The sequence below is a fragment of the Sphingobacterium sp. UBA7631 genome, from assembly GCF_002483935.1.
Taxonomy (GTDB): Bacteria; Bacteroidota; Bacteroidia; order Sphingobacteriales; family Sphingobacteriaceae; genus Sphingobacterium; species Sphingobacterium multivorum.
The window spans coordinates 821,312-844,814 of record NZ_DLIX01000010.1 but is presented as its reverse complement, the minus strand read 5'-3'; the positions used below and the strand labels follow the sequence as shown (position 1 = coordinate 844,814).

The window sequence follows — 23,503 nt, the reverse complement described above, 5'->3', positions numbered from 1 at the left end:
AATATCCACGATTGGAAAACACAAGCACCAAGGAAATAATCTGGATATCCATATAGCCTTTAAAGAACAAATTATTTACATATGAAAAAGAACACACATTATTCAACATATATCTACTGGGCAATGGGGCTATTTTTGGCCATATTCTTAGCTCAATGCGGTCTTAAAGCCATCTCAGTAGCTGTGCCAAAAGCTGCAAAGGCAAATCAGCGGGTGACTTTTACGATGAAGTGCGGGGCCGAGCCCCGTATCCAGGGGGGAGGTAATTATAGCACCCAGCTTGTCGCGGGTATAATGGTACCCAAGGGATGGAATGCGCGTAAAAACCTGACCATGTCCTTTACCAGTCCAAAGGGAGATGGCACCATGCGCATTATTCCGGACAGCGAACTCGAACCTGTATCGGGACTGAGCTGGCATCAGGCCGCCAAGAAAATGTTCGGTATAGGCCCCAATCTGGTGGATGATATGGAATGGATTGTTTTTAGAAGTACGCAGGCCTATTCCTTTGTCAATAACGAAGATATCGATTTTACGGTGAAGGCCGAATGTAACGTGGGAGCCGAAAATATGTTGCTGTCTTTGGGATTCTATATCGGTTCTTCCATCGAAAATCTGCGTCCGGAGGATACAGATTATAAAAAGTTTACGTTCTCAAATGCTTTCGAGGTAACCGATGGTGAGGGCGATCTGATCGATTTTATCAACCCACAGTTGGGTACGGTACAACCGGTCAAAAGTCTGGACAACGATATCATTACATTGACTTTTGATGCTGGGGTTACCAATACGGTGCTGGATCATGAGCCTGTCATCTATCTACATGTCAGGGCAATGGATGAGTCAGGAAAGCTTATTGCTGAAATCAGGAAACAGACAGCAGATACCAAACTGACGGACGTCGGTGGTAAAAAGTACCTTATTGATATCTGGCCACGTGGATTTTTTAAGGTCGATAAAGATGTACATATCGCCCGGCTGGAATACTTCTATACGGACATTACGGGAACCAAAAGTGTCGGTTATGGCAATACGGATGAGCCTTTTAAATATACCTTCCGCTGTGAGTGATTGCTAACCTAATAAACGAATGACAAATGTTTAACCATTATATAAAATTAAGTGTTGTCGGTGTACTGTTGGTGATTGCCGATAAACAGACCGCACAGGCCAGCTGGTATCCACGGCTCCGCGAGACAGCCTCAGGGAATGAGAAGCGGGCGATATGGAAATTTCCGAAAATTGTGGATGAATATGGTAAGCCGATTTCAGGTGCTAAGGTCTATGACGCCGGGCGGCAGCTTGTCGGTGAGACTGATGAAAATGGAGATTTTTCCCCGTCAGGCCATCTTACGCATGAAGTCTTATGGGTGGAATATCCGGGATATTATAGAAAGAGGATAAAGGGAGGTGCCGAAAAACTGGTGTCTTTGGTGCCGGCCGTACTTCAAAGTGCAGACTCCTTGCGTATAGGCTATGACAAAAAGAAAAGTTCGGAGCTCCTGGGAGCCGTTTCGGTAGTCTACAACAGTCAGATCAAAGATGTACCGACATCCTTGTATTTGAATGCGCTTGCAGGCCGGATGCCGGGGCTGTTTACGCAGGAGGTCAGCGGATTTCGGTCACCGAGCATGACAGCAATCACCGCTAATGACCTGGCGGGATCTCTTCCTTCGGATGCCGTGAAATATCGTTCCAGCATCGGTGACAATACGGAAATTGGCTTCAACTTAAGGGGACAAAGCCCGCTGACTATGATCGACGGTGTACAGCGGGATATCTATTCGATAGATCCCGAAAACATCGAATCGGTGACCGTTCTCAAAGATGCGCTGTCCAGCATTTTATTGGGACAACGGAGTTCCAGAGGGATATTGCAGGTAACGACGAAAAAAGGACAGGCAGGACCACCAAGGATCAGCTTTTCAGCACAAACAGGAATTCAGCAATCGCTTAAAATGCCACAGCCATTGAACGCCTATCAGTATGCCTATCTCTATAACGAAGCATTACTCAATGCAGGGCGCCAACCTGTGTATGGTTCGGACGATTTTAAGGCCTTTAGAGATGGATCCGATCCATTGTTTTTCCCTGATGTCAATTGGTACGATGCTGTCGTGCGGGACAATAACCCGATCACCAAATATAACCTGGGTGTGAAGGGCGGAATCAAAAATGCACGTTATGCCCTTTCGCTAAGCTACCTGAACCAATCTGGTCTATTTAAATCGGATGATAAATTTGACTATGAGACCAATGTACAGCATAAACGTTATCTCATTAATAGTGCTATTGATGTGGATGTAACTGATGACTTAACAATTGGACTGCAGTTTTTTGGAAAAATACAGGATGGCAGACAACCGGGGGCAAAAACAGGAACGATCTTATCGAGTTTGTACAATACACCGAACAACGCGTATCCAATTTTTAATCCCGACCAATCTTATGGTGGTTCCTCCGTGTACCGGAGCAATTTGTACCAGCTTACTACGGGATCGGGTTATCTGTTGGACAATACGAGGGACCTGCTGGCTAATCTGGATTTTAATTACAAGCTTGACAAATTTGTTCCCGGACTGTACGCAAAGGGTAAGCTAAATGTTTCATCAACCTCGTCGAGCCTCATTGACCGCAATCGCCAACAGCCGGTTTATGACTTAAGCTATAACGAGCAAAAAGAGCTCGTGTATGTACGGTATGGAACGATAGCTGACCAGCCTAATTCATTTGCGACCACATCGACAGCAAACTTTTTCTATTTCCAGGGAGTGCTGGGTTATGATAAACAGGTGAGTGAGAAACATCGTGTCGGCGCCAAACTGTTTATGGACAGGCAAACGGCCAATTATCAGTTTGATTTACCTGCGATCTACACCAACTTTGCGGCGACAGCAAACTATGTCTATCAGGATAAGTACTTTGCTGAAGTAGCCTTAAATTATTCAGGATTCAATCGTTTTATGCCGGGAAACCAATATGGCCTGTTTTATGCTTTTGGGTTGGGCTGGGATATGATGCAGGAAGACTTTCTGAAGGAAAAAGCGGATTGGCTTTCTCAACTGAAATGGCGCGCTACATTTGGGCGGACGGGAAATACCAACGAAGCCGCCCTAGGTTATTACAGCTGGCGAGCTTCTTATGGACAGGACGGAGCGAACGGCTATGATTTCGGCTCAGAATACGCTTACACCAATAGCTTGATCGAAAAAGGACTGGCCAACATTGAAGGAACTTGGGAAAAGGGAAATAAATTTAACATCGGTTTGGATGCTGCATTCTGGCATTCAACACTGAAATTGACAGCCGACTATTTTAGAGATACTTATTTTGACCTATTGCAACAGCGCGGATCGACCATTGACTTGATCGGTATTGGGTATCCGAATGAAAATATTGGTAAAAACCGGTATGAGGGGCAGGAAATCACTTTGACCTATCAAAATAATTTCGGTGAGTTTAACTATTTCATTACCGCCAATGCCTCACGGATGAAGACCCAAGTGCTGTATATGAACGAGGTCTTTCAGCAATATAATTGGAACAGGCGCACGGGGATGCCCATAGGCCAGACATTTGGTTACCGTGCGGATGGGCTAATCCAAACGCAGGAAGAAGCCGATAATGCACCTTTGTTATCGGGAAATAAGGTGTATCCTGGTGATGTAAAACTGGTGGACCTGAATGGAGACGGTATTATCAACCAGTACGATCAAACGGCCATTGGCAATACAAAACCACTCGTATATTTTGGCACTACCTTAGGATTCAATGTCGCAGGCTTTGATTTTAGTGTATTGCTTCAGGGGGTATTAAACCGTAGTTACCAACAAACGGATTATTCCTTTGGGAATACTGGCGACGGACAGGGATTTGATTATATGCTGGGACGTTGGACACCAGAGACCGGTATTGCTGCAACTTATCCAAGGCTGACGCTGGGACCCGATCCGACCAATACACAAAATATTTCGAGCTACTGGACCCGTTCCGGCGAATATCTTCGGGTAAGGAATCTGGATGTCGGCTATACATTGCCCTTCAATTGGACAAAGCGCGCAAAGCTATCTTCGGTACGCATTTTTGCAAACGCGCAAAACCTGTTCACTTTTACCCCCTATGGCCGCTTGGATCCAGAAATCTCATCAGGTACAGCCTATCCAGCACAGCGGATCATAAGCTTTGGTGTAAACGTGAAATTATAAACCTTAGAAATCGACAATGATGAAATATTCCTATTCAAACCACATACATACTGAGGAGCACGAAGTATCATGCAGATCGTCCGAAATAAAACCTATTTCTAATATGGACCTGGGCTTCCGCATGGCCTTTAAATTACCAATCATTCGTATGAAATATGATCAGTTAAAATGGGTGCTTGTAGTCGGAGTTGCGATCGGGATCTTCTCCTGTAAAAGCGACCTAGAGGAAGAGCCTATCGAGCTGCAGACACTGGACCAGGTGTTTGACCGACGTGATTCGGCCGGTGTAAATGCAAACCGGTTTCTGACCGATTGCTACCGTTATCTGCCCAGCCTAGGGAATCGGGTCGGTGGAGATTTTCTGGACGCAGCCACGGATGATGCTGTTTCCTCCAATCCGACCAACACATCCGTACAGCAGTTGGCAACAGGTTCTTATACTTCGGATAATTATCAGGACAACCTTTGGGCATCTTGGTATCAGGGGATTCGAAAGACCAGCATTTTTATTCAAAATATCGATCGTGTACCGGTAAAGGGACAACTCGAAAATGGTACGCCCATGCCGCGGGTATGGAAAGCCGAAGCAAAATTTATGCGTGCCTTATTTTATTTTGAATTGGTCAAACGGTATGGCGGAGTGCCACTGATGGGTGATAAGGTATACCAGCTGAACGATGATATTGAGTTGCCGCGGGCAAGTTTCGAAGAATGTGTCAACTATATCGTAGGAGAATGTGATGCAATAAAAGATAGCCTACGTGTAGATCCATTTAATCTTGCTTTTTATGGAAGGCCGACCAAGGCGGCGGCCATGGCACTAAAATCCCGTGTGCTCCTGTATGCTGCCAGTCCATTGTTCAACGGCGGAAATAGCAATGGGCAGAATGATCTCTCTGGGTATACCGCATATGCAGCTGCGCGATGGCAGTTGGCCGAGAATGCGGCCAAAGACTTGATGGACCTAAACCTGTTTAAGCTCGAACCGCAGTTTAAAGATGTCTTTATCACACGCAACAATGAACGGATCTTTGCGAAACAAGGTGGCAATAACACCAGCTTTGAAAATAACAATGGTCCCGTGGGTTACGCCAATGGAGTGAACAATGGTCGAACTAGTCCTACCCAGGAACTTGTAGACGCCTTTGGGATGAGTAACGGACTGAAAATTACGGACGAAAATTCTGGTTATGATCCAAACGATCCTTATGTAGGGCGCGACAGCCGCTTCTACGCAACTGTTTTTTATAATGGGGCACCTTGGTTAAACCGGGCTGTACAAACCTTTGAGGGAGGATCCGATAAACCGGGCGGATCCAAACAGCAAACAAAATCGGGCTATTACCTACGTAAGTTTATGGGGAATTTTGAATCCCTGGCAAATTATAGTAATGTAAACCATGACTTTATTCTATTCCGTTATGCTGAAATATTGTTGAATTATGGTGAGGCACGAAATGAACGTCTGGACAGACCTGATGTCAATGTTTATCGTGCTGTTGAACAAATACGACAACGAGCAGGACTAAATCCATATCAGCTTCCTGAAGCATTGTCCAAAGCAGAAATGCGGAAGCTGATCCACCTCGAACGGAGAAAAGAACTGGCTTTTGAAGAGCATCGCTTTTATGATGTCCGACGATGGAAAATAGCGGAAGAGGAATTTAGCAAGGAGCTTCATGCCACCGTCATTTATCAAACGGGAACCGGGGTGATCAGGCAAAAAGTTCCTATTCTGAAAATGACATTTGAGGCAAAAATGTATCTGGCTCCAATTCCATTCTCGGAAGTGATTAAAAACCCAAAAATGGTACAAAATCCCGGCTGGTAATTAGTCTATTTACGCAAACCGAAGTGGGCAGTGTGAATGGCTTTAATCATGAATAAATAAATATAAACGGATGAAAAAGAGCATATATCTGTTAACAATAATGGTTTTGACGCCATTTATACTATTGGCGCAATCCATGGTGAATGGTATTGTCAAAAATAGTTCGGGTCCCTTGTTGGGGGTATCAGTGCAGGAGAAAGGCGGTGGAGCCACACAAACAGATCAAAATGGACGATTTAAATTGGCTTTACGTGGTACTAAGGTCTTGGTATTTACAAGTATAGGATATAATACCCAGCAACGTGATGTAAAGCAGGGGGGAAATATCGAAGTGATTATGCAATCAAGTAGCCAGGATATTGATGAAGTGGTGGTGGTGGGCTTTGGTACGACCAAAAAACTTACAAGTACAGGTGCAGTCAGTTCAATAAAAGGGGCGGATATCCGCCAGGTGCCAACTTCGAGTGTACAGAATGCATTGGCTGGAAGATTACCGGGATTTGTTTCGGTACAGCGCTCCGGACAGCCCGGTAAAGATGCTTCGGATTTTTATATCCGCGGTGTCAGTTCATTGAATCCAGAAGGAAACCAGCCCCTGATTATTGTTGATGATATCGAATATACATATGAACAACTTTCGCAGATCAACGTCAATGAAATCGAAAGTATTTCGATCTTAAAGGATGCATCGACGACGGCTGTTTTCGGTATCAAGGGGGCAAATGGTGTATTAGTTGTCAAAACGCGGCGGGGTGAATCGGGGCGTCCAAAGATCAATGCGCGTATCGAGTCAGGTATGCAGAGCCCCGTCACAAAATTGAAGTTTTTGAATGCCTATGAAAGTGCGCTCTTATGGAATGAAGCGATAGCAAATACGCTGGGCGACAATTCCAATCAACCTTTTAGTGAAGCAGATTTGGCACATTTCCGTTCCGGGGATGATCCTTATGGCCATCCGGATATCAATTGGTATGACCGGATCTTTAAACCATCGAGCCAACAGTACAATACAAATATTGATATCACTGGTGGTGGCGAAAGTATTAAATATTTTGTATCAGGTGGGGCTTTCTCCCAAAATGGAAACCTCTACAATTTTGAGAATGAAGGTGACAAGGTCAACAATAACTATTATTATCGTCGTTTCAACTTGCGATCGAATCTAGATGTACAAGCAACGAAGACGCTCAAATTACGATTGGATTTCCGAGCGAACTTCAATCGTATCAATTCACCGAGGGCGGGAAATATTGTTGGTGAGGTGTTCAATTTTAATAAGATAAGACCTTGGTCGGCACCTTTTATCAACCCAGATGGTTCGTTTGCCTATGCCAGCGATACGCAGGAGTTGCTACCGACGATCAATGCACGCCTGGCAGCGTCTGGATATAGCTTGGATCGACGTAACGATATCAATATTTTATTTGGCGGGACTCAGGAACTGAATGCTTGGTTGAAGGGGCTTTCATTTTCTACCCGTGTAGCCTATGCCAGCGTGGAGTCGAATGGTCGAGAGCAGGCCCGCGATGAGATACCTGTGTATCGTTATGACCCGAGTTCGAACGGTTACCAGCTGAAAGGTGGGGCACCTTATGTGCTGGGCAATTATACCTTGCGGGCCTACCAGGGGGATTACAACAGTCGGGTGAATGGGCAGGCCAATTTCAATTATGCGCGAACTTTTGGGGATCATGGTGTGACAGCACTCTTGCTGTATAATCGGGAATCCTATAAAACAAAAGGGGATAAGAAAACCAACTGGATTCCACAGAATTTTGAAGGCTATACCTTTCGCGCAGGGTACAACTTTAAAGAGAAATTCTTATTGGATGCGACAGCAGCATACAATGGCTCGGATCGTTTTCAGTCGGCACAACGTTATGGTCTTTTTCCGGCGGTGTCGGCAGGATATAATCTAGCAAAGGAATCGTTTTTCAAAGATGCATTTAACTTTGTAGAGTTATTTAAATTGCGGGCTTCCTATGGAATCGTGGGTTCTGACAAGGTCGCCGGTGACCGTTATCTGTACCAGCAGGTATACAACGAGGGTGGAAGCTATTCTTTTGGTGAAACCCATCAGCCTTCACTTATTATCACGGAAGGAAATCTGGGAAATAATAATGTCACTTGGGAAAAACAAAAGTCATTTGATGTAGGGCTTGATGTCAATCTATGGAAAAACAAGTTTTCCATGACCTTTGACTATTTCAATAACCTGCGGTACGATCAGCTCGTCACTTCACAGTCGCTTTTCCAGCACATCGGTGTAGGGGTCTCACCGTCAAATATTGCGAAGGTGCGGAACAGGGGTGTGGAGTTGGAATTGAATGTAAACAACAATATCGGTGCATTTAATTATAATATTAAAGGTGTATTGACATATTTCAAAAATAAGATTTTGTTTCAGGATGAACCGGCGCCAGCTTATCCTTGGTTGCGGCTGACAGGGCAGCAGATCAATCAACCGTTGGGTTATCTGTACGATGGTTTTTATACCGAAGAAAATATCGGTGCAAGCCCAAAACCAACGGGAGGGTATGAGGTGCAGCCTGGTGACCTGCGGTATAAGGACCTCAATAACGATGGTGTGATTGATGACTATGATCGGACTGTGATCGGTAAACCCAATATACCGAATACCAGCTTTGGCCTTACCTTGGGGGGAAGTTACAAAGGATTTAGTTTCAATGTGCTGCTGCAAGGGACTACCGGATACAGTTTTAGCGTTCAGGGAAGCGGTATTGAGCCCTTCCAGAGCCAGTTTCAACCGATCCATCAAGAGCGATGGACTGCGGAAACGGCCTCTACTGCTAAATTTCCACGCTTAACGACTAATCCGACAACGATTAATAGCCCGTCAACCTATATGTCTGACTTCTGGCTTATTGATGCGACCTATTTACGTCTGAAGACAATTGAACTGGGGTATCAATTACCCAATAAATGGCTGCCATTTAGGATTAACAATGCACGTTTATATCTGAGTGGGTATAATCTGCTGACCTGGACGAATTATTCCTTGTATCAGCAGGATCCTGAGGTGACTTCCAACAGTGCGGGAGATGCATATCAGAATCAACGTGTCGTAAATCTCGGTATACAGATCGGACTTTAATCAGCCAGTGATGAGTTTTAAATAGTACAATTACAGGTTTAAATAATAGGCAGGGCCAAATCATTTGATCCTGCTTATTATTTTGAAGAAATTTGGACGATCCGTATCACTCGCTCAGTTTTTTGAGCAGTTGCATTAGAGCGTTTTAGCGCTAATACCGCTAGGATAGGATCGATCACTAGGATAGGATCGATCACTTCATTTTTCTTTTGGAACAAAGCCCATAAACCACCAATCCAATGACTAGACCAGACACCATAGATTACTCCTGCAGTGCGCTTTATTCGTATCAATCAGCAACTTTAATCGCTGAATCACGGTATTGCTTTAAACTCATTCCTTGGTGTCGTTTGAAAAACTTATTGATATGACTTTCGTCTGCAAAACCAAATTCATACGCTATTTCGTGCACTCTTTTATCGCTAAAACGTAAGCGATGTTCAATAAGCCTGATGCGATACGAAGAGATATATTGCTGAAGGGATTCATTGCATTGTTTACGAAAATAGCTACCCAAATAAGTTGGAGAAAGATCGAATCTTTCCGCTATGACAGCGATTGTCAAACGTGCCGGATAACGAATATGTTCTTGAATATAATCCAATATCTGCAAGATACGATTGTCTGCATGTGGACTTATATTTTTGGGTTTAATAATGGCAATATTTCGCGCAGCAATGACAATCAAAGCATTGACTAAATGCCGCAATAGATCTTCCGTATACACAGATTCTTGGATAAGCGTCTGTTGGATGTGTTGAATCAATGAGCTAACCATTTTCTTATCATCCTGGTTGATCAACACAGATCCAGCTAAATCCGACGCATTGTGCAACAGACATTCGATATGATCAATACTTTTCCATTGATATTCTCGCACATAGTATTCTCCGAAACGGATAACCATAAATTCACAAATACTACCAAGATCAAAAGAATGGTAATCATTTGGCGTGATGAGAAAAAGATCACCGGGTTCAAACGGAAGTTCATTACCATTGATGCCATGTACACCATTCCCAGATAGTACATATACAAATTCAAAAAAATTAAACTGTCGATCCCGAAGTGGGCAACAATTTACTTTTTCATAATAGACCTCCAGCGATTTAGAAATATTCTCTCTTGCCATAAATGCAAATATACCCAAATGTACTCGATATATACCTGTTAAAAGGTGTTATATAGGGCTAATTTTGTATAATTCAACGTAAGAATAAATGAAAGCTATAGTTTTAAAAGAGTTTGGAGATACAGAAAATCTCCTTTACAAAGAGATTGAAATGCCTTTAATTAAGGCTAACGAGGTTTTGGTCAAAGTGAAAGCCATAAGTATTAATCCAGTAGATTATAAAGTAAGAAATCGACAAGCTCCTTTGGCAGAAGATCTAGCGCATTTTGATCCTTTAATTTTAGGTTGGGATATTTCGGGAGAAGTTGTGGCGGTAGGAGCAGATGTTACCGAATTTAAAATCGGGGAAGAAGTATTTGGTATGGTCAATTTTGTAGGTCATGGAAAAGCTTACGCCGAATACGTGGCGGCTCCAATTTCTCATTTGGCGCTAAAACCCAAAAACATCACACATATTGAAGCAGCGGCTAGTACGATGGCTGCCTTAACAGCGTGGCAAGCTTTTGATAGTTATGGAAAATTGAGATCAGGAGATCGCGTATTAATTCACGCCGCTTCAGGTGGTGTTGGTCACTTTGCTGTACAGATTGCCAAATATTTGGGAGCCTATGTGATTGCCACTGCATCTGCCCCAAACAGGGATTTTGTTTTGGGATTAGGAGCTGATGAATGTTTTGATTACAGAATGAAGCCATTTGAAGAAGTGTTACACGATCTTGATTTTGTGGTTGAATCGATTGGCGGAGCTAACTTTCAAAAATCCGTACAAGTATTAAAGCCATTCGGAACCATTGTAGCCTTAAATTCAGGATACACAAAAGAGGATGAACAGAAAGCAAAGGAAAAGCAACTTCATGCCTGCTATTTTATGGCGGTATATTCCAGTAAAAAAGATATGGCTATTATAGCTTCTTTTTTGGAGCGAGGTATATTAAAACCACACGTTTCGCATGTGTTCGATTTTGATGAAATGGCTCGGGCACATTTGCAGATAGAAACGGGACGAACTGTTGGGAAAGTGGTTGTCACTTTATAAAAAACATAAGAAAAGAATTCGCACAAGCTATCTTGGATAGTTCGTACAGTGCAATCACTTTTACAAACAACAGATAGCCTTGTTTAAGTACATCATAAATATATTGAAATGATAAAAATACTCGTTATAAACGGACATCCCGATAAAGAAAGCTTCAACACAGTTATTGCAGATCGGTATATTAAAACGGCGCTAGATCTAGGGGCAGAAGTCCGATATATTCATATTGGAACATTAGATTTTAATCCCAATTTGCAATTTGGTTATCGGCAAAGAATGGAACTTGAACCTGATCTGTTGAAGGCTTTAGAAGATATTCACTGGAGCGATCATCAGGTGTGGATTCATCCCATCTGGTGGTTGGGTATGCCTTCGATTATGAAAGGATTTATTGATAGAGCTTTTCTTCCGGGAATTACTTTTAGAAGTCATAAAAATCAACCAACTGAAGGTTTGCTAAAAGGAAAAACAGGACATATCATCACTACGGCTGGCGATATGTCGTTGGAAGTGTACCAAGATGTTTATAAATCCAGCGGACTCGTTCAGTTACAAAAAGGCATTTTGGAATATTGTGGAGTAACGATCATTCAACATGATTTTATAGGTCCTGTGCACGAATTCAATGCGACGGATTATCAAGAAGTATTGGACAATGTGGAAGCAATTGCTCAAGCAGATATAAATCTCATTGCTAATTAGGATAACAAATTTCATACGAAGGAGAATAGTGAAGCATCCCTCAGGTAAGTGAAGCGTATAAACTCCTGGTGGTGAATAGATGTATCCGCGTCGAGTAGCGTGCCGTAAATCTGTGCTATTCTTTAGCTCAAATGAGTTAGTCTCCCCGTACCAATAGCGGTAATTTTGTATAAACAAAAGAATAAAAAATGAGCAAAATAGTTTTTATAACAGGAGCTTCCAAAGGATTTGGAAAATTATGGGCTGAGGCCTTACTGCAACGCGGCGATAAAGTAGCCGCCTCGGCAAGAAATATTGCTGCATTAGCAGAGCTGAAAGCGGCTTATGGCGACAATATACTCGAAGTGGAATTGGATGTGAACAACCGCGAAGCTGTTTTTTCCGCTGTGAACAAGATCAAAGATCATTTTGGACGGATCGATGTGCTGATCAACAACGCGGGATTTGGCTTATTTGGTACCACCGAAGAAACCTCCGAGCAGCAGGCCCGTGATCAGATGGAAACGAATTTCTTCGGATCCCTGTGGGTGGCGCAAGCGGTATTGCCGATTATGCGGGCACAAAAGAGCGGCCATATTATTCAGGTTTCCAGTTTCCTTGGCTTAACTACGATTCCTTTATTGGGTTTATACAATGCCTCAAAATTTGCCGTAGAAGGGCTTATCGAAACCATCGGTTCGGAAACCGCGCACTTAGGCATCAAAACGACCTTGATTGAACCAAACGGTTTTGCGACAGACTGGGCAGGAGCATCTGCGGTGCAGACTTCTTCGGATATTACCGATTATGATGCCGTGCGTGCAGCTTTTGCAGCGACGGGTGATAACCCCGATACCTGGGGCAAAGTTGAAGCTACGGTAGAGCCTGTGCTAAACATCATCGACAGTGAAAATCCGCCCAAGCGTTTGTTGTTCGGTAAAATTGCCTATCAGGTAATCAATGATGTGTATACGCAAAGGCTTGAAGATATCCAGCACTGGAAAGAGGTCAGCATTGCAGCGCACGGACATTAAAAAACCGCTATTTCCGGTAGAATATTGTTTAACTTTGATAAAATGAAAACCGATGCAACATTATAGAACCCTGACAGAACTTCATCTGGGCAATCGTTGGGCAGCGCCGCAGCATCCGCTCTTCAGCTTGGTCGGCTGTCTTTCCGATTGTAAGTTGGGGGATAGGGAATTTACCGCCGACTGTTATGTGATTGCGTTCAAGAAAATCAAATCCGGCAATCTAATGTACGGGCGTACGCGCTACGATCACGATAACGGATGTCTTTTCTTTGCAAAACCCCGGCAGATCATCGAGATGAAAAACCTGGAATTTGAAGAAGAGGGCTATATGTTGATGATCCACGAAGACTACCTGCATGGCTATGAACTTTTCAAGGAAATCGAAAAATACAGTTTTTTCGATTATGAGGTGAACGAGGCGCTGCATCTTTCCCCGAAAGAAGAACAGCTAATTTTGGAGCTCTATGCAAAAATCCAGGACGAATACGAGAATAATCCCGATGAATACAGCCGTGAAATTATGCTGAGCCATGTTTCTTCGATCCTGAAATATGCGCAGCGCTATTACAAAAGACAGTTTATCGATCGGGCGCAGGTGAGCGGCAAAACAGCATCCAGGTTTAATGATCAGCTTCGCAATTATGTCAATCAGGGCCTGCTAGCCAAAAGCGGCTTACCCAATGTGGCCTTCTTGGCCGATCAGCTCTTTGTGTCGCCACGCTACCTCAGTGACCTGCTCAAGCAGGAAACGGGCAAGACGGCCATGGAGCTGGTCCATATTTTTATGATTTCAGAAGCCAAGAATTTACTGCGTCTAGGGGAGAAGGGTGTCGCTGAAATTGCGTATGAACTCGGTTTTGAAAACCCATCCTATTTTACCCGACTTTTTAAAAAACAGACGGGGATGAAACCCTTGGAATTTAGAAAATCCCAGTTGAACTGATAGAAGCTAAGCTGTTATAAGTCACAGGAAAATGAACCATTTTCCTGTGACTCTCTGTTTGTGTTCAATCACTTACATCGACCGTTTAATTTTCGGGCGAGAGATGCTGTACTGCTATTCGTCGAGCGCAGGTATTTGTCGCGCAGTCGACATGCGACAGCGTTTCAGCGCCAACAGCTCGTGGAGAGGATCGATTAATGGGATAGGATCGATCACTTCATTTTTCTTTTCGAGCAAAACTGATAGGCCACCAACCCAATCGCAAGACCGGCCACAATAGATTTGCTGATAAAGGCCTTTTTATTAAATTTCCATTCAGCGCCTAGGCCGAGTTCTTTGGCGATATTAGGGAGATGGCCTTTTGCGATATCCTGTGCCACGCCTTCCAGCATATTGACGCGGTCTGCCAGGACTAGTGGAAGCCAGCGTCCGTAGCTTGATTCGCTGTATTTGAAAGCGATGCGCCGAATTGCGCCACTCAGGCCGCTTGGTGGACTGCTGGTACCATAGACTGCTGTCAGATTGGGTCTTTCCACAGATTTGAGTATTTCAACCGTCTCTTCCTGTAGTGGAGGCCGTTGCCAGGCATATCCTTGGTGTTCTTCGTTATTTCGTTTTTTAATGGGGAAGGTCGGATCATTCCTGGGGTCAAAATCGATCCCCCAGCCCTTGATGTAGCTATAATGTCCTTTTCTATCGTTGATAAATTCTTCGGGTGTTGTTTGATCTGTTATCATAATAAAATATCTTAAGTTGAAGCCAATGGTGGGATTAACACGGTCTTGATGCAGTTGTCCAATTTGGAAGAGAAAAGGTGATAGGCATCGCCCACTTCCTCCAGTGGAACCCGATGTGTAATCAGTTCCTTTGGATTGATAATGCCGTCTTGTACATGTTGGATCAGTTTTGGCAAAAGCCGCTTCACCGAGGCCTGATTGGCCCTTATCGTAATCCCTTTATTGAGCACATTGCCTATCGGGACCAGACTGTTAGTCGGACCATAAACACCGACGATCGACACGATGCCGCCCTTTTTTACACTGTTAATTGCCCAATGAAGTGCTGTAGTAGATCCGCCTTGAAGCATCATGTATCTTCCTAAAAGCGTATTCATCGCATTTCCGGCAGCTTCACAACCTACGGCATCAATACACACATCGGCCCCCAGCGAATCGGTAATTGTCTTGATAAAAACAACAGGATCGCCTATAGACCGGAAATTGACGGCCTCACACTGCGCATAGCGTTCGGCAAATTCAAGCCGATAGTCCACCTGGTCAATAATAATGACGCGTGCTGCACCAAACAGCCAGGAGCACTTGGCAGCCATAATACCGATAGGGCCAGCGCCAAATACAACCACGGTATCGCCGGGCTGTATGCCAGCCATTTCAGCCGCCTGATAGCCTGTAGGCACTACATCGGTCAACAAGACCGCGTCGTCGGGGTCCATCCAGTCGGGGATCACCACAGGGCCTACATCGGCATAGGGCACCCGCACATATTCGGCCTGCCCGCCGGCATAGCCCCCTGCGGTATGCGAATAGCCAAAGATGCCACCCACGGCGGTGGCTTCGGGGTTCGACTCATGGCAGTTGCCGTATAATTCCTGCCGGCAAAAAGCACATTTGCCGCAGGCAATGTTAAAAGGGACCATCACCCGGTCACCCACTTTCAGATTTTCTATTGCCGCTCCGACCTCAACTACCTCACCGATAAATTCGTGACCGAAAGTAGAGCCTACCCGGGTGTCGGGTACCAGTCCATGGTAGAGATGCAGGTCTGATCCGCAGATACAGGAACGCAGTACCCGGACAATCGCATCCTGCGGATGGAGGATTTCTGGCAATGGGGCATTTTTATCTGCGCGCACGCGATAGGGGCCCCTGTAATTCATTGCAAGCATAATTTCGAATTTTTAATCTATCAAAAAAGCCAGCGCCCGTTCGAAGACACTTACTTAGGGAAGGGATGTGCTGCGCCATTCGTTTGGCTACTTTGCGGATAGCGGATTTATACGTTACAGTGCGTATTTAAGACACTCCAGCCATCAAATTGAATTTATAGGGTATTTCAACGATTCAAAATGTCCGCTTCTTCTCGTCTTTCTTAGGGTTAGTAGGGCCGTTACGGAGATGTTGGCGCAGACATGACCCCGTCACCGAGACTTTATCCTGGAGCAAATCGGCAACTGTTCCTGTAAACACCACGGTGCCACCATATTTGCCTGCTCCAGGGCCAATATCGATAATCCAGTCGGCCTGCGCGATGACATCGAGGTTATGCTCGATAACGATCAACGTATTGTCGTTGTCCACCAGGTTATTGATAAAGTTTAATAGCTTTTCGGTATCGTTTGGATGTAAGCCTGTGCTGGGTTCATCAAGCACGATAATCTTGTTGGAGTTTTTCAGTTCCTTGGTCAGTTTCAGACGTTGTCTTTCCCCACCCGAAAAGCTGTCCGACCGTTGCCCTAAGGTCAGATAGTCCAGGCCGAGTTGGAGCAACATGTCAAAGGACTGGCGGTAGATTTTGTCCGGGAAAAAATCATAGGCTTCTGCGACGGTCATATCCATTACCTCAACAATATTTTTGCTGTGGTAATGATATTTTAAAACCTCGGGCTTAAAACCGGAGCCAGCGCATACTTCGCAGGTCTGTTCAATATCATCCATAAAGGCCAGATCAATTTTTTCGATACCGATACCTTTACAGTTTTCACAGGCCCCCAGGCTATTTCGGCTAAACAATTTTTCGGATACCTGATTTGCTTTTGAAAACAGTGCACGTATCGCATCCGATAAACCCAAATAGGTCAATAGGTTGGAGCGCGCACCTGTGGAAAATAACGACTGGTCAATAATGGTGGCCTCTGGATAAAATTTGGGCAGCACTTTGTTGATAAGCGTACTCTTACCGGAGCCCGCCACGCCCGTAACCACCGTCATCACCTTCTGGGGAATCTTGACCTGGATGTCTTTCAGATTATGCAGATTGGCATGCCTAATTTCCAGATATCCGTTAGCCGATCGTGGTTTAGTATTTAGTTGGGGCGCTTTGGCAAAGTACCGGCCTGTTTTTCCGCTGGATGTTTTTAGTCCCGCAACAGTACCGTTATACACGATCTCGCCACCGTTTTTTCCCGACGCTGGTCCCATATCGATGACCCAATCGGCTATGCGGATCAAATCGGGGTCGTGCTCCACAAGCAATACGGTATTGCCTTTATCACGGATCTGTTTAATAATTGCGGCGATGTTCTGTAAATCCATTGGATGAAGGCCGATGCTCGGCTCGTCAAAAATATAGAGTAAATCCGTGAGGCTGCTCCCCAGGTTCCGGACCATTTTGATGCGCTGGCTTTCTCCGCCCGACAAGGTGTCTGTACGTCTATCCAAGGTCAGATACTGCAAACCGATGTTGACGATATGTTGAAGTTTATGTTTCAATTCGGTAAGGATGACATCAAAAGTGCTGGAATGTAAAGAAGCAACAAATTCCAGCAGCTCATCGATCGAGAGCGCCGTACAGTCGGCAATGTTTTTGCCTGCTATTTTACAGGACAGAATCGTATCATTCAACCGCTTTCCCTTGCATACAGGGCAAGTTTTGGTAATGATCGTATGGCTTAACGCTTCTTTTCGGCTTAGGATTTCCTTCGACTGCTTCTTGAGGAATGCTTTCTCAAGGCGGGGGATAATGCCCTCATACTGTACCGTTTTACCCCATTCCCGGGCAGGATGTTTGGGTTTGTGCTCGGCGGCATGCAACAGGAGCTCCCATTCCTGCGGCGTATAATCGCTCAGCTTTTTGTCGTTGTCAAAATAGCCTGACTGGGTGTAGCGTGTCAGGCGCCAGCCTCCCGGTTGAAAGGTCGGAAAGCGGATTGCCCCCTCGTTCAGCGATTTTTGCTTGTCGATAAGGCGATCGACATCTACGGTCTGCACCATGCCCAGCCCTTCACAGGCTTTGCACATCCCCAAGGGATTATTGAATGAAAAGGCATTTGAATAGCCTACAAAGGGTGTCCCCATGCGCGAGAAAAGCAAGCGCAGGGAAGCATAAATATCGGTGGCCGTTCCTACGGTCGAGCGTGCATTGCCGCCCAATCTTTTTTGATTGATGATAATGGGGACATTCAGGTTGTCGATTTTGTCGACATCAGGAACGCCAATATGCTGCAGTCGGTTTCGGATAAAACTGCCCTGTGTTTCGCTGAACTGCCTTTGCGCTTCGGCGCCTACTGTTTCAAAGACCAAAGAGGACTTGCCCGACCCGGAGACTCCTGTAAAAACAGTAATCTTTTTCTTTTCGATCTGTAAAGAAATATTCTTGAGATTATTTTGCCGGGCGTGTATGATGTTTATGTGTTCCATAATCATTAACTTTGGTAATTATTAACTAAGTTAACTATTTTAGGGGTGATGAACAAAGCCGAACACAAATTTTATGAAGTATTTACCGATTTACAATGCTTCATCTTGGCCAATATGAATAGGGGCGACATCAATGGTGTAACAGCGACCCACTATAATATGATCGAATATATTTACCGCCACGATCATTGTATCGTAAAACAGATCGCGCAGGCCTTTCATATAAGTCCGCCGGCAGTTTCCAAACAGCTCAAATTTTTGATCGCCAATAATCTCATTGAGCAGCAGCAGTCCCCGGCCGACCGCCGTATTTTCAATTTGCGTGTAACGGATCAGGGCAAGTTCATCATCGACAATTCGGAGAATTTCAGGGAAACCGTGGCCAAAGAAGCGGCTAAAAGCCTGTCGGAAGAGGAATTAATTAAGCTGAGCGAATTGCTCGATAAGGTGTTGACAGGAGTGAAAAAATAGTCTTTAAACGGAAAAGGCAGCCACTTCTGGCTGCCTTTGCTCGTACGTATATTATTCGTAATCCTGTTTTGTTAGGCATCATCCCAAGAGGGGAGCTAAAGAACACAGTCTTTCGATTGCGTATGGCATTATGGACTGATCAAACGCTATTAATGGCTTAACTGTAATTTTCCAATAAAGGGGCGGTTATCAACCGTTAGAATAGCTTCTTTAAGGGAATAGCATAGCTGGTAGCTTTCGCTCAGTGCCTTTTTGCTAGCTTCTATTTTGTCTTTTTCAACCTTGTCGACAATCCAGGTTGGGTTTAACGGATCGGAATTAAATTTGGTGATTAATACGGTAAATCCTTCTTTCTGAGCACTGATTAAAGTGTCTTTTGTGATGTCTACTATTTTCATAGTGAGATAATATACAAAAAAAATATGAAACAGGATGTGCCAAGTTGAGTCGATGACCTAGCCGGCGTCCGGACAATTTTAACGCAAATGTACCTTCTTTTATGGATCCGACGCTAAAATTTGGCGATTCAGGCATCGGAATACCCATCGTAAAGCAGCTTGCAAAAAAAAATATATGTAACTAAACTTTTTATCTTAATTCTATTCTCCATTGAGGTGGTCGCGCACAAAATTTAGCCAATTCTTAGGATCAATGGTTTTATCAATAAAGACGTCCGGTTGTAATCCGATATCGTCTACAGGGAAGTCCGGAATACGGTAACTTTTAGATAATCCATAATACAGTTCAATATCGCCACAGGGTGATGTAACGATATTTACATTAGAAATATCAAGCATCCCTTTTGTTGTTCGACCGTACAATTTTACCTTTTTACTTTGCATGGCAGTCAATAGAAATTGCTCTGTCGTGCTCCCGTTATTTTCATTGATAACGATTCCGATGTTTTTGGGGTAGGGCTGAATGGTATCCAGCTTGGTTATGTTTACTTTTTTATTGAATAAATCAACATACTCACCTTTATTGGCCTGCAATTTTTCGTAGTAGTTTTTGAACGTCTTTTTAGACTCCTCGTCAAAATCGGGGTTTTGACTCAGCTCCAACATGCGTTGATTATTTAAATCAGTCGAATAAAATAATGCACCTACGGTTCTAATCGGTTGCGTGTATAAGAAGGGGATAAGACTACTATAACTCGCATCACTTCCACCTGGATTATTTCTGACGTCAATAATAAAGTTTTCGGTCGATAAGATGGTTGCTCGGTTGGCCAATATAAGGCTGTCAATCGCCTTCTTTTCGGATATTTCAAAATCAGGAATACGGAGGTAAACCGTGTTTTCATTTAATTTTTCGAAAAATGGCTTTGTAGCGTTTAATGGATTTAGGTCCTTTTCAATAGAAGGCTTATTTTGTTCGGTAACCTTTTCGGCTTTCTTTGTTTTTCCAATATAATTTACACCGATATGTCCATTACGAAAGAAACGGATCCATTGATTGAGCAATGTAGCACATTCCTGATTATTGGGCAATTGTTTTACTTTTTTGAGATATAGCGCATTGTGCAATTCATAAGCATCCCGGCCTTTCTTGCTGATGATGTATTGAAAACCGGCATCATTCTCTTCAAACGTTTTTTTTACCCACAAAAAATTGGATTCACAATTGCAGTTTTGGGCGAAATTTAAGATAGGTAAACTTAGCAATAGCCATAAAAATAGGACGCGTGTGTTCATGTGTATAATCAGAAATGTTAATAATTGTCGATCGTACAAATATAGACTAAAAATAGAAAATACACGCGTACACAGCGAAGAAAAGATGCATTAGTACGGATAAATCCTATTACTGATTTTGATTCGTCTTTATTAAAACTATAGTGGAACCTCGGCTGTCTATAGTGTACAGTTTACAAGATGCAAAGTCTGCTATATAATGGTTTACGCGGTTATTGTATAACCACTAGGGCCGATCTTATGAAACTATAAACGTATTAAAGATTCGAAAAAAATGAAAAAGAAAATAGTCATTTGCGATGATGAACTTCTTATTTTAGATGTATTAGCAATTGCCTTAGAAAGTGACAGCATAGAAGTGATCAGCACATCAAAAAGTACGGAACTTATCGCACTCATTGAAATTGTGCAACCTGACCTGTTGATTATCGACCTAATGATGCCCTGGTTGACCGGTGATGAACTTGTGCGTGAGCTAAAAACAGGGCAAAAATATAGCCACATGCCCATTATCATGATGTCTGCTAGTGCTAGAGCGCCAAGAGTAGCCGACGAATGCGGAGCAGATGCTTTTCTGGCAAAGCCATTTGAACTTGACGATCTCTATGATTTAGTCGAGAAAGTGATGTATGCGTAGTTTTGGGAAGCGGACCAAACTTAAAAATGTATCGGTTTTTCATGAAAAAAGCGGGCAGAACATATTGCTGCCAACTTAGAGTCGCAGTTTCGGGCTGGTAGTCACTTTGTTAATTTAGCTTAATGTTTGTTAAATCGAACCTTACTGTAAGCAACCACAGCTAAATAATTCGTTATTTAGGTATAAAAGAAAACAGGAAAAATGCGCTCGGAAATTTTCGGGATCTGCTGTTTGCCGTTTCCAAAGCTCCGGCGATGCTCAATTTCCTCAACAACCAGCAGAATAAAAAAGATCACCCCAATGAAAACTTTGCCCGCGAAGTGATGGAACTCTTCACCATGGGGACTGGTAACTATACCGAATCGGATGTAAGGGAAGCTGCACGCGCATTTACGGGCTGGTCGTATAATAAGGATGGCCAGTTCCTGGAGCGTAAAAAGTTTCATGACTCGGGCCGCAAAACATTTTTGGGTAAAACCGGGAATTTTGACGGTAATGCCGTGTTGGATATTATCCTGGATCAACCCGCTACGGCCCGTTTTATCACAGCAAAACTCTACCGTTTTCTAGTCAATGAACAAGTGGATCAGGACACCGTCGTTTCGTTGAGTAGAGATTTCTACGATTCTGGATACAATATCAAGCAATTGCTCGACCGCATATTTACAGCAGCCTGGTTTTACGACTCCAAAAATGTCGGTAATAAAATAAAGTCACCGGTAGAGCTCATGGCCGGTATCATGCGCATGTTGCCCATGGAAATAGCGAATCCTGAAAACCTGATTGTTTATCAAAAGTTGCTGGGGCAGATGCTCCTGTATCCGCCGAATGTGGCGGGATGGCCGTCGGGAAAAGCCTGGATCAACAGCTCGACCTTATTACTACGGATGCAGATCCCACAGATATGGACCGGCCTGCGGCCGCTAGACCTTGATGCGCAGAATGACGACGACCTCGACATGGGTCTAAAGCAGTCGCGGGCGCTGGCTAAGGCCTACAAAAATCCCAAAATATCCATTGACTGGGCTGGGGTCGAGGCTGCATTTGCCGACCGGGATCCCTTTGAGCTCTTGCTGTCGCAGCAGCCTTCGTTTGGTAAGAAACTGCGCGATAGCTACGCTGGTGGAAGCCGGCGTAGAACTATTATTGAAGTCATGAGCATCCCCGAATATCAACTTTGTTAATCGTAAATAGGAAACCATGTTCATCAAAAGACGCCAATTTATTAAAGCAGGTACACTCGCAACAGCATCGCTGCTGCTGCCCAATTTCTTAAAAGCCATGTCCTCGCCCGAAGCACTGGAAAGGGGAAATAAAGTGTTGGTCATCTTGCAGCTTAGTGGCGGCAATGACGGGCTGAATACTATTGTGCCGATACGCAATGATATTTATTTTCGGGAACGGCAGACGATTGCGGTCAATAATGCGATGGCCCTTACGGATGAAGCGGGCATTCATCCGGCTTTACCCTTTTTCAAGAAACTTTATGAAGAATGCCAGCAATGGCACGGACCATGGTACGGCCAACCAGCTCTTCTTTCTATCCGGAGGCTTGAAACGACAGGGACTGCTCAATGCCTTGCCTGACCTGACTCAGCTCAATGAGGGGGATCTCCAGTATACGGAAGATTTTCGAAAAGTATATGCAACAGTGCTGAAAAACTGGCTACATGCGGATTCCACCAAAATATTGGGATGGAAAAATGGGATTTATGATTTTATTTAAAAAGCACAGCTGTATGAATACAGTCTGTTCGTGGGTTAGCAGCGCACAAAAAACTGATGCAGACTTGCATCAGTTTTTGCTAAGAGCCTTTTAAGCTATACCATTTACTTCTTGGCTAGCAAGGGCAAATATTTTTCATAACCCTTGTCTTTCATTTCTTCTTTAGGCACAAATTGGAGAGAAGCACTATTGATGCAATAGCGTAGCCCCCCTTTGTCGGCAGGGCCGTCATCAAAGACATGTCCTAGGTGAGCGTCGCCAGTTTTGCTACGTACTTCCGTCCGGCGCATGCCATGAGAATTATCAGCTAATTCTTCGACTAAGTCTGGATTGATCGGTTTGGAAAAGCTGGGCCATCCACAGCCTGATTCAAACTTGTCGGTCGAGACAAATAGCGGTTCACCGGTAGTAATATCTACATAAATGCCATCTCTGAACTCATCATTATATGCGTTATCAAAGGCACGCTCGGTTGCCTGATTTTGTGTTACATCATATTGTAGTGCAGTAAGTTCTTTTTTAAGTGTGCTCTTGTCCTTTCTTTTGTAGGTTGGTGACACAGCTGTATCTTTGGCGGGAGAAGGATTGGCTTTGCGAGCCATCTCGAATAATTCCGGATCAA

20 protein-coding genes are annotated in these 23,503 nt (G+C 44.0%); 12 read left to right on the top strand and 8 right to left on the bottom strand.

Annotated features, from left to right (window positions below; all coding sequences use genetic code 11):
* The first annotated feature begins 81 nt into the window (after positions 1-81).
* The 4 genes from B3P16_RS20145 to B3P16_RS20130 all read left to right on the top strand — a co-directional run bounded on the left by B3P16_RS20145 (position 82) and on the right by B3P16_RS20130 (position 9,151).
* Positions 82-1,071, top strand: a complete 990-nt coding sequence (locus B3P16_RS20145) for a DUF4961 domain-containing protein (RefSeq protein WP_286844059.1) — start codon at positions 82-84, stop codon at positions 1,069-1,071.
* A gap of 26 nt (positions 1,072-1,097) precedes the next feature.
* Entirely contained in the window at positions 1,098-4,205 is a 3,108-nt protein-coding gene (locus B3P16_RS20140) for a SusC/RagA family TonB-linked outer membrane protein (RefSeq protein ID WP_286844057.1), read from the top strand.
* 16 nt (positions 4,206-4,221) lie between these two features.
* Entirely contained in the window at positions 4,222-6,036 is a 1,815-nt protein-coding gene (locus B3P16_RS20135) for a RagB/SusD family nutrient uptake outer membrane protein (protein WP_286844055.1), read from the top strand.
* A 70-nt stretch (positions 6,037-6,106) separates the two neighbouring features.
* On the top strand, positions 6,107-9,151 hold the full coding sequence (locus tag B3P16_RS20130; RefSeq protein ID WP_286844053.1) for a SusC/RagA family TonB-linked outer membrane protein: 3,045 nt from the start codon (positions 6,107-6,109) through the stop codon (positions 9,149-9,151).
* A 77-nt stretch (positions 9,152-9,228) separates the two neighbouring features.
* On the opposite strand, the gene B3P16_RS20125 is transcribed toward B3P16_RS20130, so the two are convergent.
* Positions 9,229-9,444, bottom strand: coding sequence for a hypothetical protein (locus B3P16_RS20125; RefSeq protein WP_286844052.1), 216 nt, complete (start codon positions 9,442-9,444; stop codon positions 9,229-9,231).
* Positions 9,441-10,283 carry an AraC family transcriptional regulator gene (locus tag B3P16_RS20120; protein ID WP_286844050.1) on the bottom strand — a complete coding sequence of 281 codons (843 nt, stop codon included), beginning with the start codon at positions 10,281-10,283 and terminating at the stop codon, positions 9,441-9,443. Before B3P16_RS20120 ends, B3P16_RS20125 begins: the two co-directional genes overlap by 4 nt.
* Before the next feature lie 88 nt (positions 10,284-10,371).
* Here B3P16_RS20120 and B3P16_RS20115 point away from each other — a divergent pair, with 88 nt between their 5' ends.
* From B3P16_RS20115 to B3P16_RS20100, 4 genes are all read left to right on the top strand, one after another.
* Entirely contained in the window at positions 10,372-11,319 is a 948-nt protein-coding gene (locus B3P16_RS20115) for an NADP-dependent oxidoreductase (RefSeq protein ID WP_286844048.1), read from the top strand.
* Between the two features lie 108 nt (positions 11,320-11,427).
* Complete coding sequence (locus B3P16_RS20110; protein WP_286754626.1) at positions 11,428-12,021, top strand: NAD(P)H-dependent oxidoreductase; 594 nt, start codon at positions 11,428-11,430, stop codon at positions 12,019-12,021.
* Between the two features lie 188 nt (positions 12,022-12,209).
* A complete protein-coding gene (locus B3P16_RS20105) occupies positions 12,210-13,034 on the top strand; it encodes an SDR family NAD(P)-dependent oxidoreductase (protein WP_286844046.1) in 825 nt (274 codons plus the stop codon).
* Between the two features lie 52 nt (positions 13,035-13,086).
* Positions 13,087-13,977 (top strand): helix-turn-helix domain-containing protein, encoded by an 891-nt coding sequence (locus B3P16_RS20100; protein WP_286754628.1) that lies wholly within the window; start codon positions 13,087-13,089, stop codon positions 13,975-13,977.
* Positions 13,978-14,189: 212 nt separating this feature from the next.
* Here the strand turns inward: B3P16_RS20100 and B3P16_RS20095 are convergent, their stop codons facing one another.
* From B3P16_RS20095 to B3P16_RS20085, 3 genes are all read right to left on the bottom strand, one after another.
* Positions 14,190-14,714 carry a hypothetical protein gene (locus B3P16_RS20095; protein WP_286754629.1) on the bottom strand — a complete coding sequence of 175 codons (525 nt, stop codon included), beginning with the start codon at positions 14,712-14,714 and terminating at the stop codon, positions 14,190-14,192.
* An 11-nt stretch (positions 14,715-14,725) separates the two neighbouring features.
* Positions 14,726-15,874, bottom strand: coding sequence for a zinc-dependent alcohol dehydrogenase (locus B3P16_RS20090; protein WP_286844408.1), 1,149 nt, complete (start codon positions 15,872-15,874; stop codon positions 14,726-14,728).
* A 184-nt stretch (positions 15,875-16,058) separates the two neighbouring features.
* Positions 16,059-18,353 carry an excinuclease ABC subunit UvrA gene (locus tag B3P16_RS20085; protein ID WP_286844044.1) on the bottom strand — a complete coding sequence of 765 codons (2,295 nt, stop codon included), beginning with the start codon at positions 18,351-18,353 and terminating at the stop codon, positions 16,059-16,061.
* A gap of 48 nt (positions 18,354-18,401) precedes the next feature.
* On the opposite strand from B3P16_RS20085, the gene B3P16_RS20080 reads away from it, so the two are divergent.
* Positions 18,402-18,824, top strand: a complete 423-nt coding sequence (locus tag B3P16_RS20080; protein ID WP_286844042.1) for a MarR family winged helix-turn-helix transcriptional regulator — start codon at positions 18,402-18,404, stop codon at positions 18,822-18,824.
* A 149-nt stretch (positions 18,825-18,973) separates the two neighbouring features.
* Here the strand turns inward: B3P16_RS20080 and B3P16_RS20075 are convergent, their stop codons facing one another.
* Together B3P16_RS20075 and B3P16_RS20070 are read right to left on the bottom strand one after the other, a co-directional pair.
* Positions 18,974-19,222 (bottom strand): hypothetical protein, encoded by a 249-nt coding sequence (locus B3P16_RS20075; RefSeq protein WP_070566561.1) that lies wholly within the window; start codon positions 19,220-19,222, stop codon positions 18,974-18,976.
* Positions 19,223-19,423: 201 nt separating this feature from the next.
* Entirely contained in the window at positions 19,424-20,518 is a 1,095-nt protein-coding gene (locus B3P16_RS20070) for a S41 family peptidase (protein ID WP_286754632.1), read from the bottom strand.
* A 274-nt stretch (positions 20,519-20,792) separates the two neighbouring features.
* Here B3P16_RS20070 and B3P16_RS20065 point away from each other — a divergent pair, with 274 nt between their 5' ends.
* The 3 genes from B3P16_RS20065 to B3P16_RS20055 all read left to right on the top strand — a co-directional run bounded on the left by B3P16_RS20065 (position 20,793) and on the right by B3P16_RS20055 (position 22,881).
* On the top strand, positions 20,793-21,155 hold the full coding sequence (locus B3P16_RS20065) for a response regulator (RefSeq protein ID WP_286844040.1): 363 nt from the start codon (positions 20,793-20,795) through the stop codon (positions 21,153-21,155).
* A 164-nt stretch (positions 21,156-21,319) separates the two neighbouring features.
* Complete coding sequence (locus B3P16_RS20060) at positions 21,320-22,339, top strand: DUF1800 domain-containing protein (RefSeq protein WP_313552783.1); 1,020 nt, start codon at positions 21,320-21,322, stop codon at positions 22,337-22,339.
* 302 nt (positions 22,340-22,641) lie between these two features.
* The gene (locus B3P16_RS20055; RefSeq protein ID WP_286844038.1) at positions 22,642-22,881 is read left to right on the top strand and encodes a hypothetical protein; all 240 of its coding nucleotides are present in this window, start codon (positions 22,642-22,644) and stop codon (positions 22,879-22,881) included.
* A 104-nt stretch (positions 22,882-22,985) separates the two neighbouring features.
* Here the strand turns inward: B3P16_RS20055 and msrB are convergent, their stop codons facing one another.
* Positions 22,986-23,483: a peptide-methionine (R)-S-oxide reductase MsrB gene (gene msrB, locus B3P16_RS24280; RefSeq protein WP_349681494.1), complete on the bottom strand. Its 498-nt coding sequence runs from the start codon at positions 23,481-23,483 to the stop codon at positions 22,986-22,988.
* Between the last annotated feature and the right edge of the window lie 20 nt (positions 23,484-23,503).

Bases quoted from the DNA above. Each gene is read 5' to 3' on its own strand.
- B3P16_RS20145 (WP_286844059.1), top strand. From the start codon at position 82: ATGAAAAAGAACACACATTATTCAACATATATCTACTGGGCAATGGGG.
- B3P16_RS20140 (WP_286844057.1), top strand. From the start codon at position 1,098: ATGTTTAACCATTATATAAAATTAAGTGTTGTCGGTGTACTGTTGGTG.
- B3P16_RS20135 (WP_286844055.1), top strand. From the start codon at position 4,222: ATGATGAAATATTCCTATTCAAACCACATACATACTGAGGAGCACGAA.
- B3P16_RS20130 (WP_286844053.1), top strand. From the start codon at position 6,107: ATGAAAAAGAGCATATATCTGTTAACAATAATGGTTTTGACGCCATTT.
- B3P16_RS20120 (WP_286844050.1), bottom strand. From the start codon at position 10,283: ATGGCAAGAGAGAATATTTCTAAATCGCTGGAGGTCTATTATGAAAAA.
- B3P16_RS20115 (WP_286844048.1), top strand. From the start codon at position 10,372: ATGAAAGCTATAGTTTTAAAAGAGTTTGGAGATACAGAAAATCTCCTT.
- B3P16_RS20110 (WP_286754626.1), top strand. From the start codon at position 11,428: ATGATAAAAATACTCGTTATAAACGGACATCCCGATAAAGAAAGCTTC.
- B3P16_RS20105 (WP_286844046.1), top strand. From the start codon at position 12,210: ATGAGCAAAATAGTTTTTATAACAGGAGCTTCCAAAGGATTTGGAAAA.
- B3P16_RS20100 (WP_286754628.1), top strand. From the start codon at position 13,087: ATGCAACATTATAGAACCCTGACAGAACTTCATCTGGGCAATCGTTGG.
- B3P16_RS20095 (WP_286754629.1), bottom strand. From the start codon at position 14,714: ATGATAACAGATCAAACAACACCCGAAGAATTTATCAACGATAGAAAA.
- B3P16_RS20090 (WP_286844408.1), bottom strand. From the start codon at position 15,874: ATGAATTACAGGGGCCCCTATCGCGTGCGCGCAGATAAAAATGCCCCA.
- B3P16_RS20085 (WP_286844044.1), bottom strand. From the start codon at position 18,353: ATGGAACACATAAACATCATACACGCCCGGCAAAATAATCTCAAGAAT.
- B3P16_RS20080 (WP_286844042.1), top strand. From the start codon at position 18,402: ATGAACAAAGCCGAACACAAATTTTATGAAGTATTTACCGATTTACAA.
- B3P16_RS20075 (WP_070566561.1), bottom strand. From the start codon at position 19,222: ATGAAAATAGTAGACATCACAAAAGACACTTTAATCAGTGCTCAGAAA.
- B3P16_RS20070 (WP_286754632.1), bottom strand. From the start codon at position 20,518: ATGAACACACGCGTCCTATTTTTATGGCTATTGCTAAGTTTACCTATC.
- B3P16_RS20065 (WP_286844040.1), top strand. From the start codon at position 20,793: ATGAAAAAGAAAATAGTCATTTGCGATGATGAACTTCTTATTTTAGAT.
- B3P16_RS20055 (WP_286844038.1), top strand. From the start codon at position 22,642: ATGAAGAATGCCAGCAATGGCACGGACCATGGTACGGCCAACCAGCTC.
- msrB (WP_349681494.1), bottom strand. From the start codon at position 23,483: ATGGCTCGCAAAGCCAATCCTTCTCCCGCCAAAGATACAGCTGTGTCA.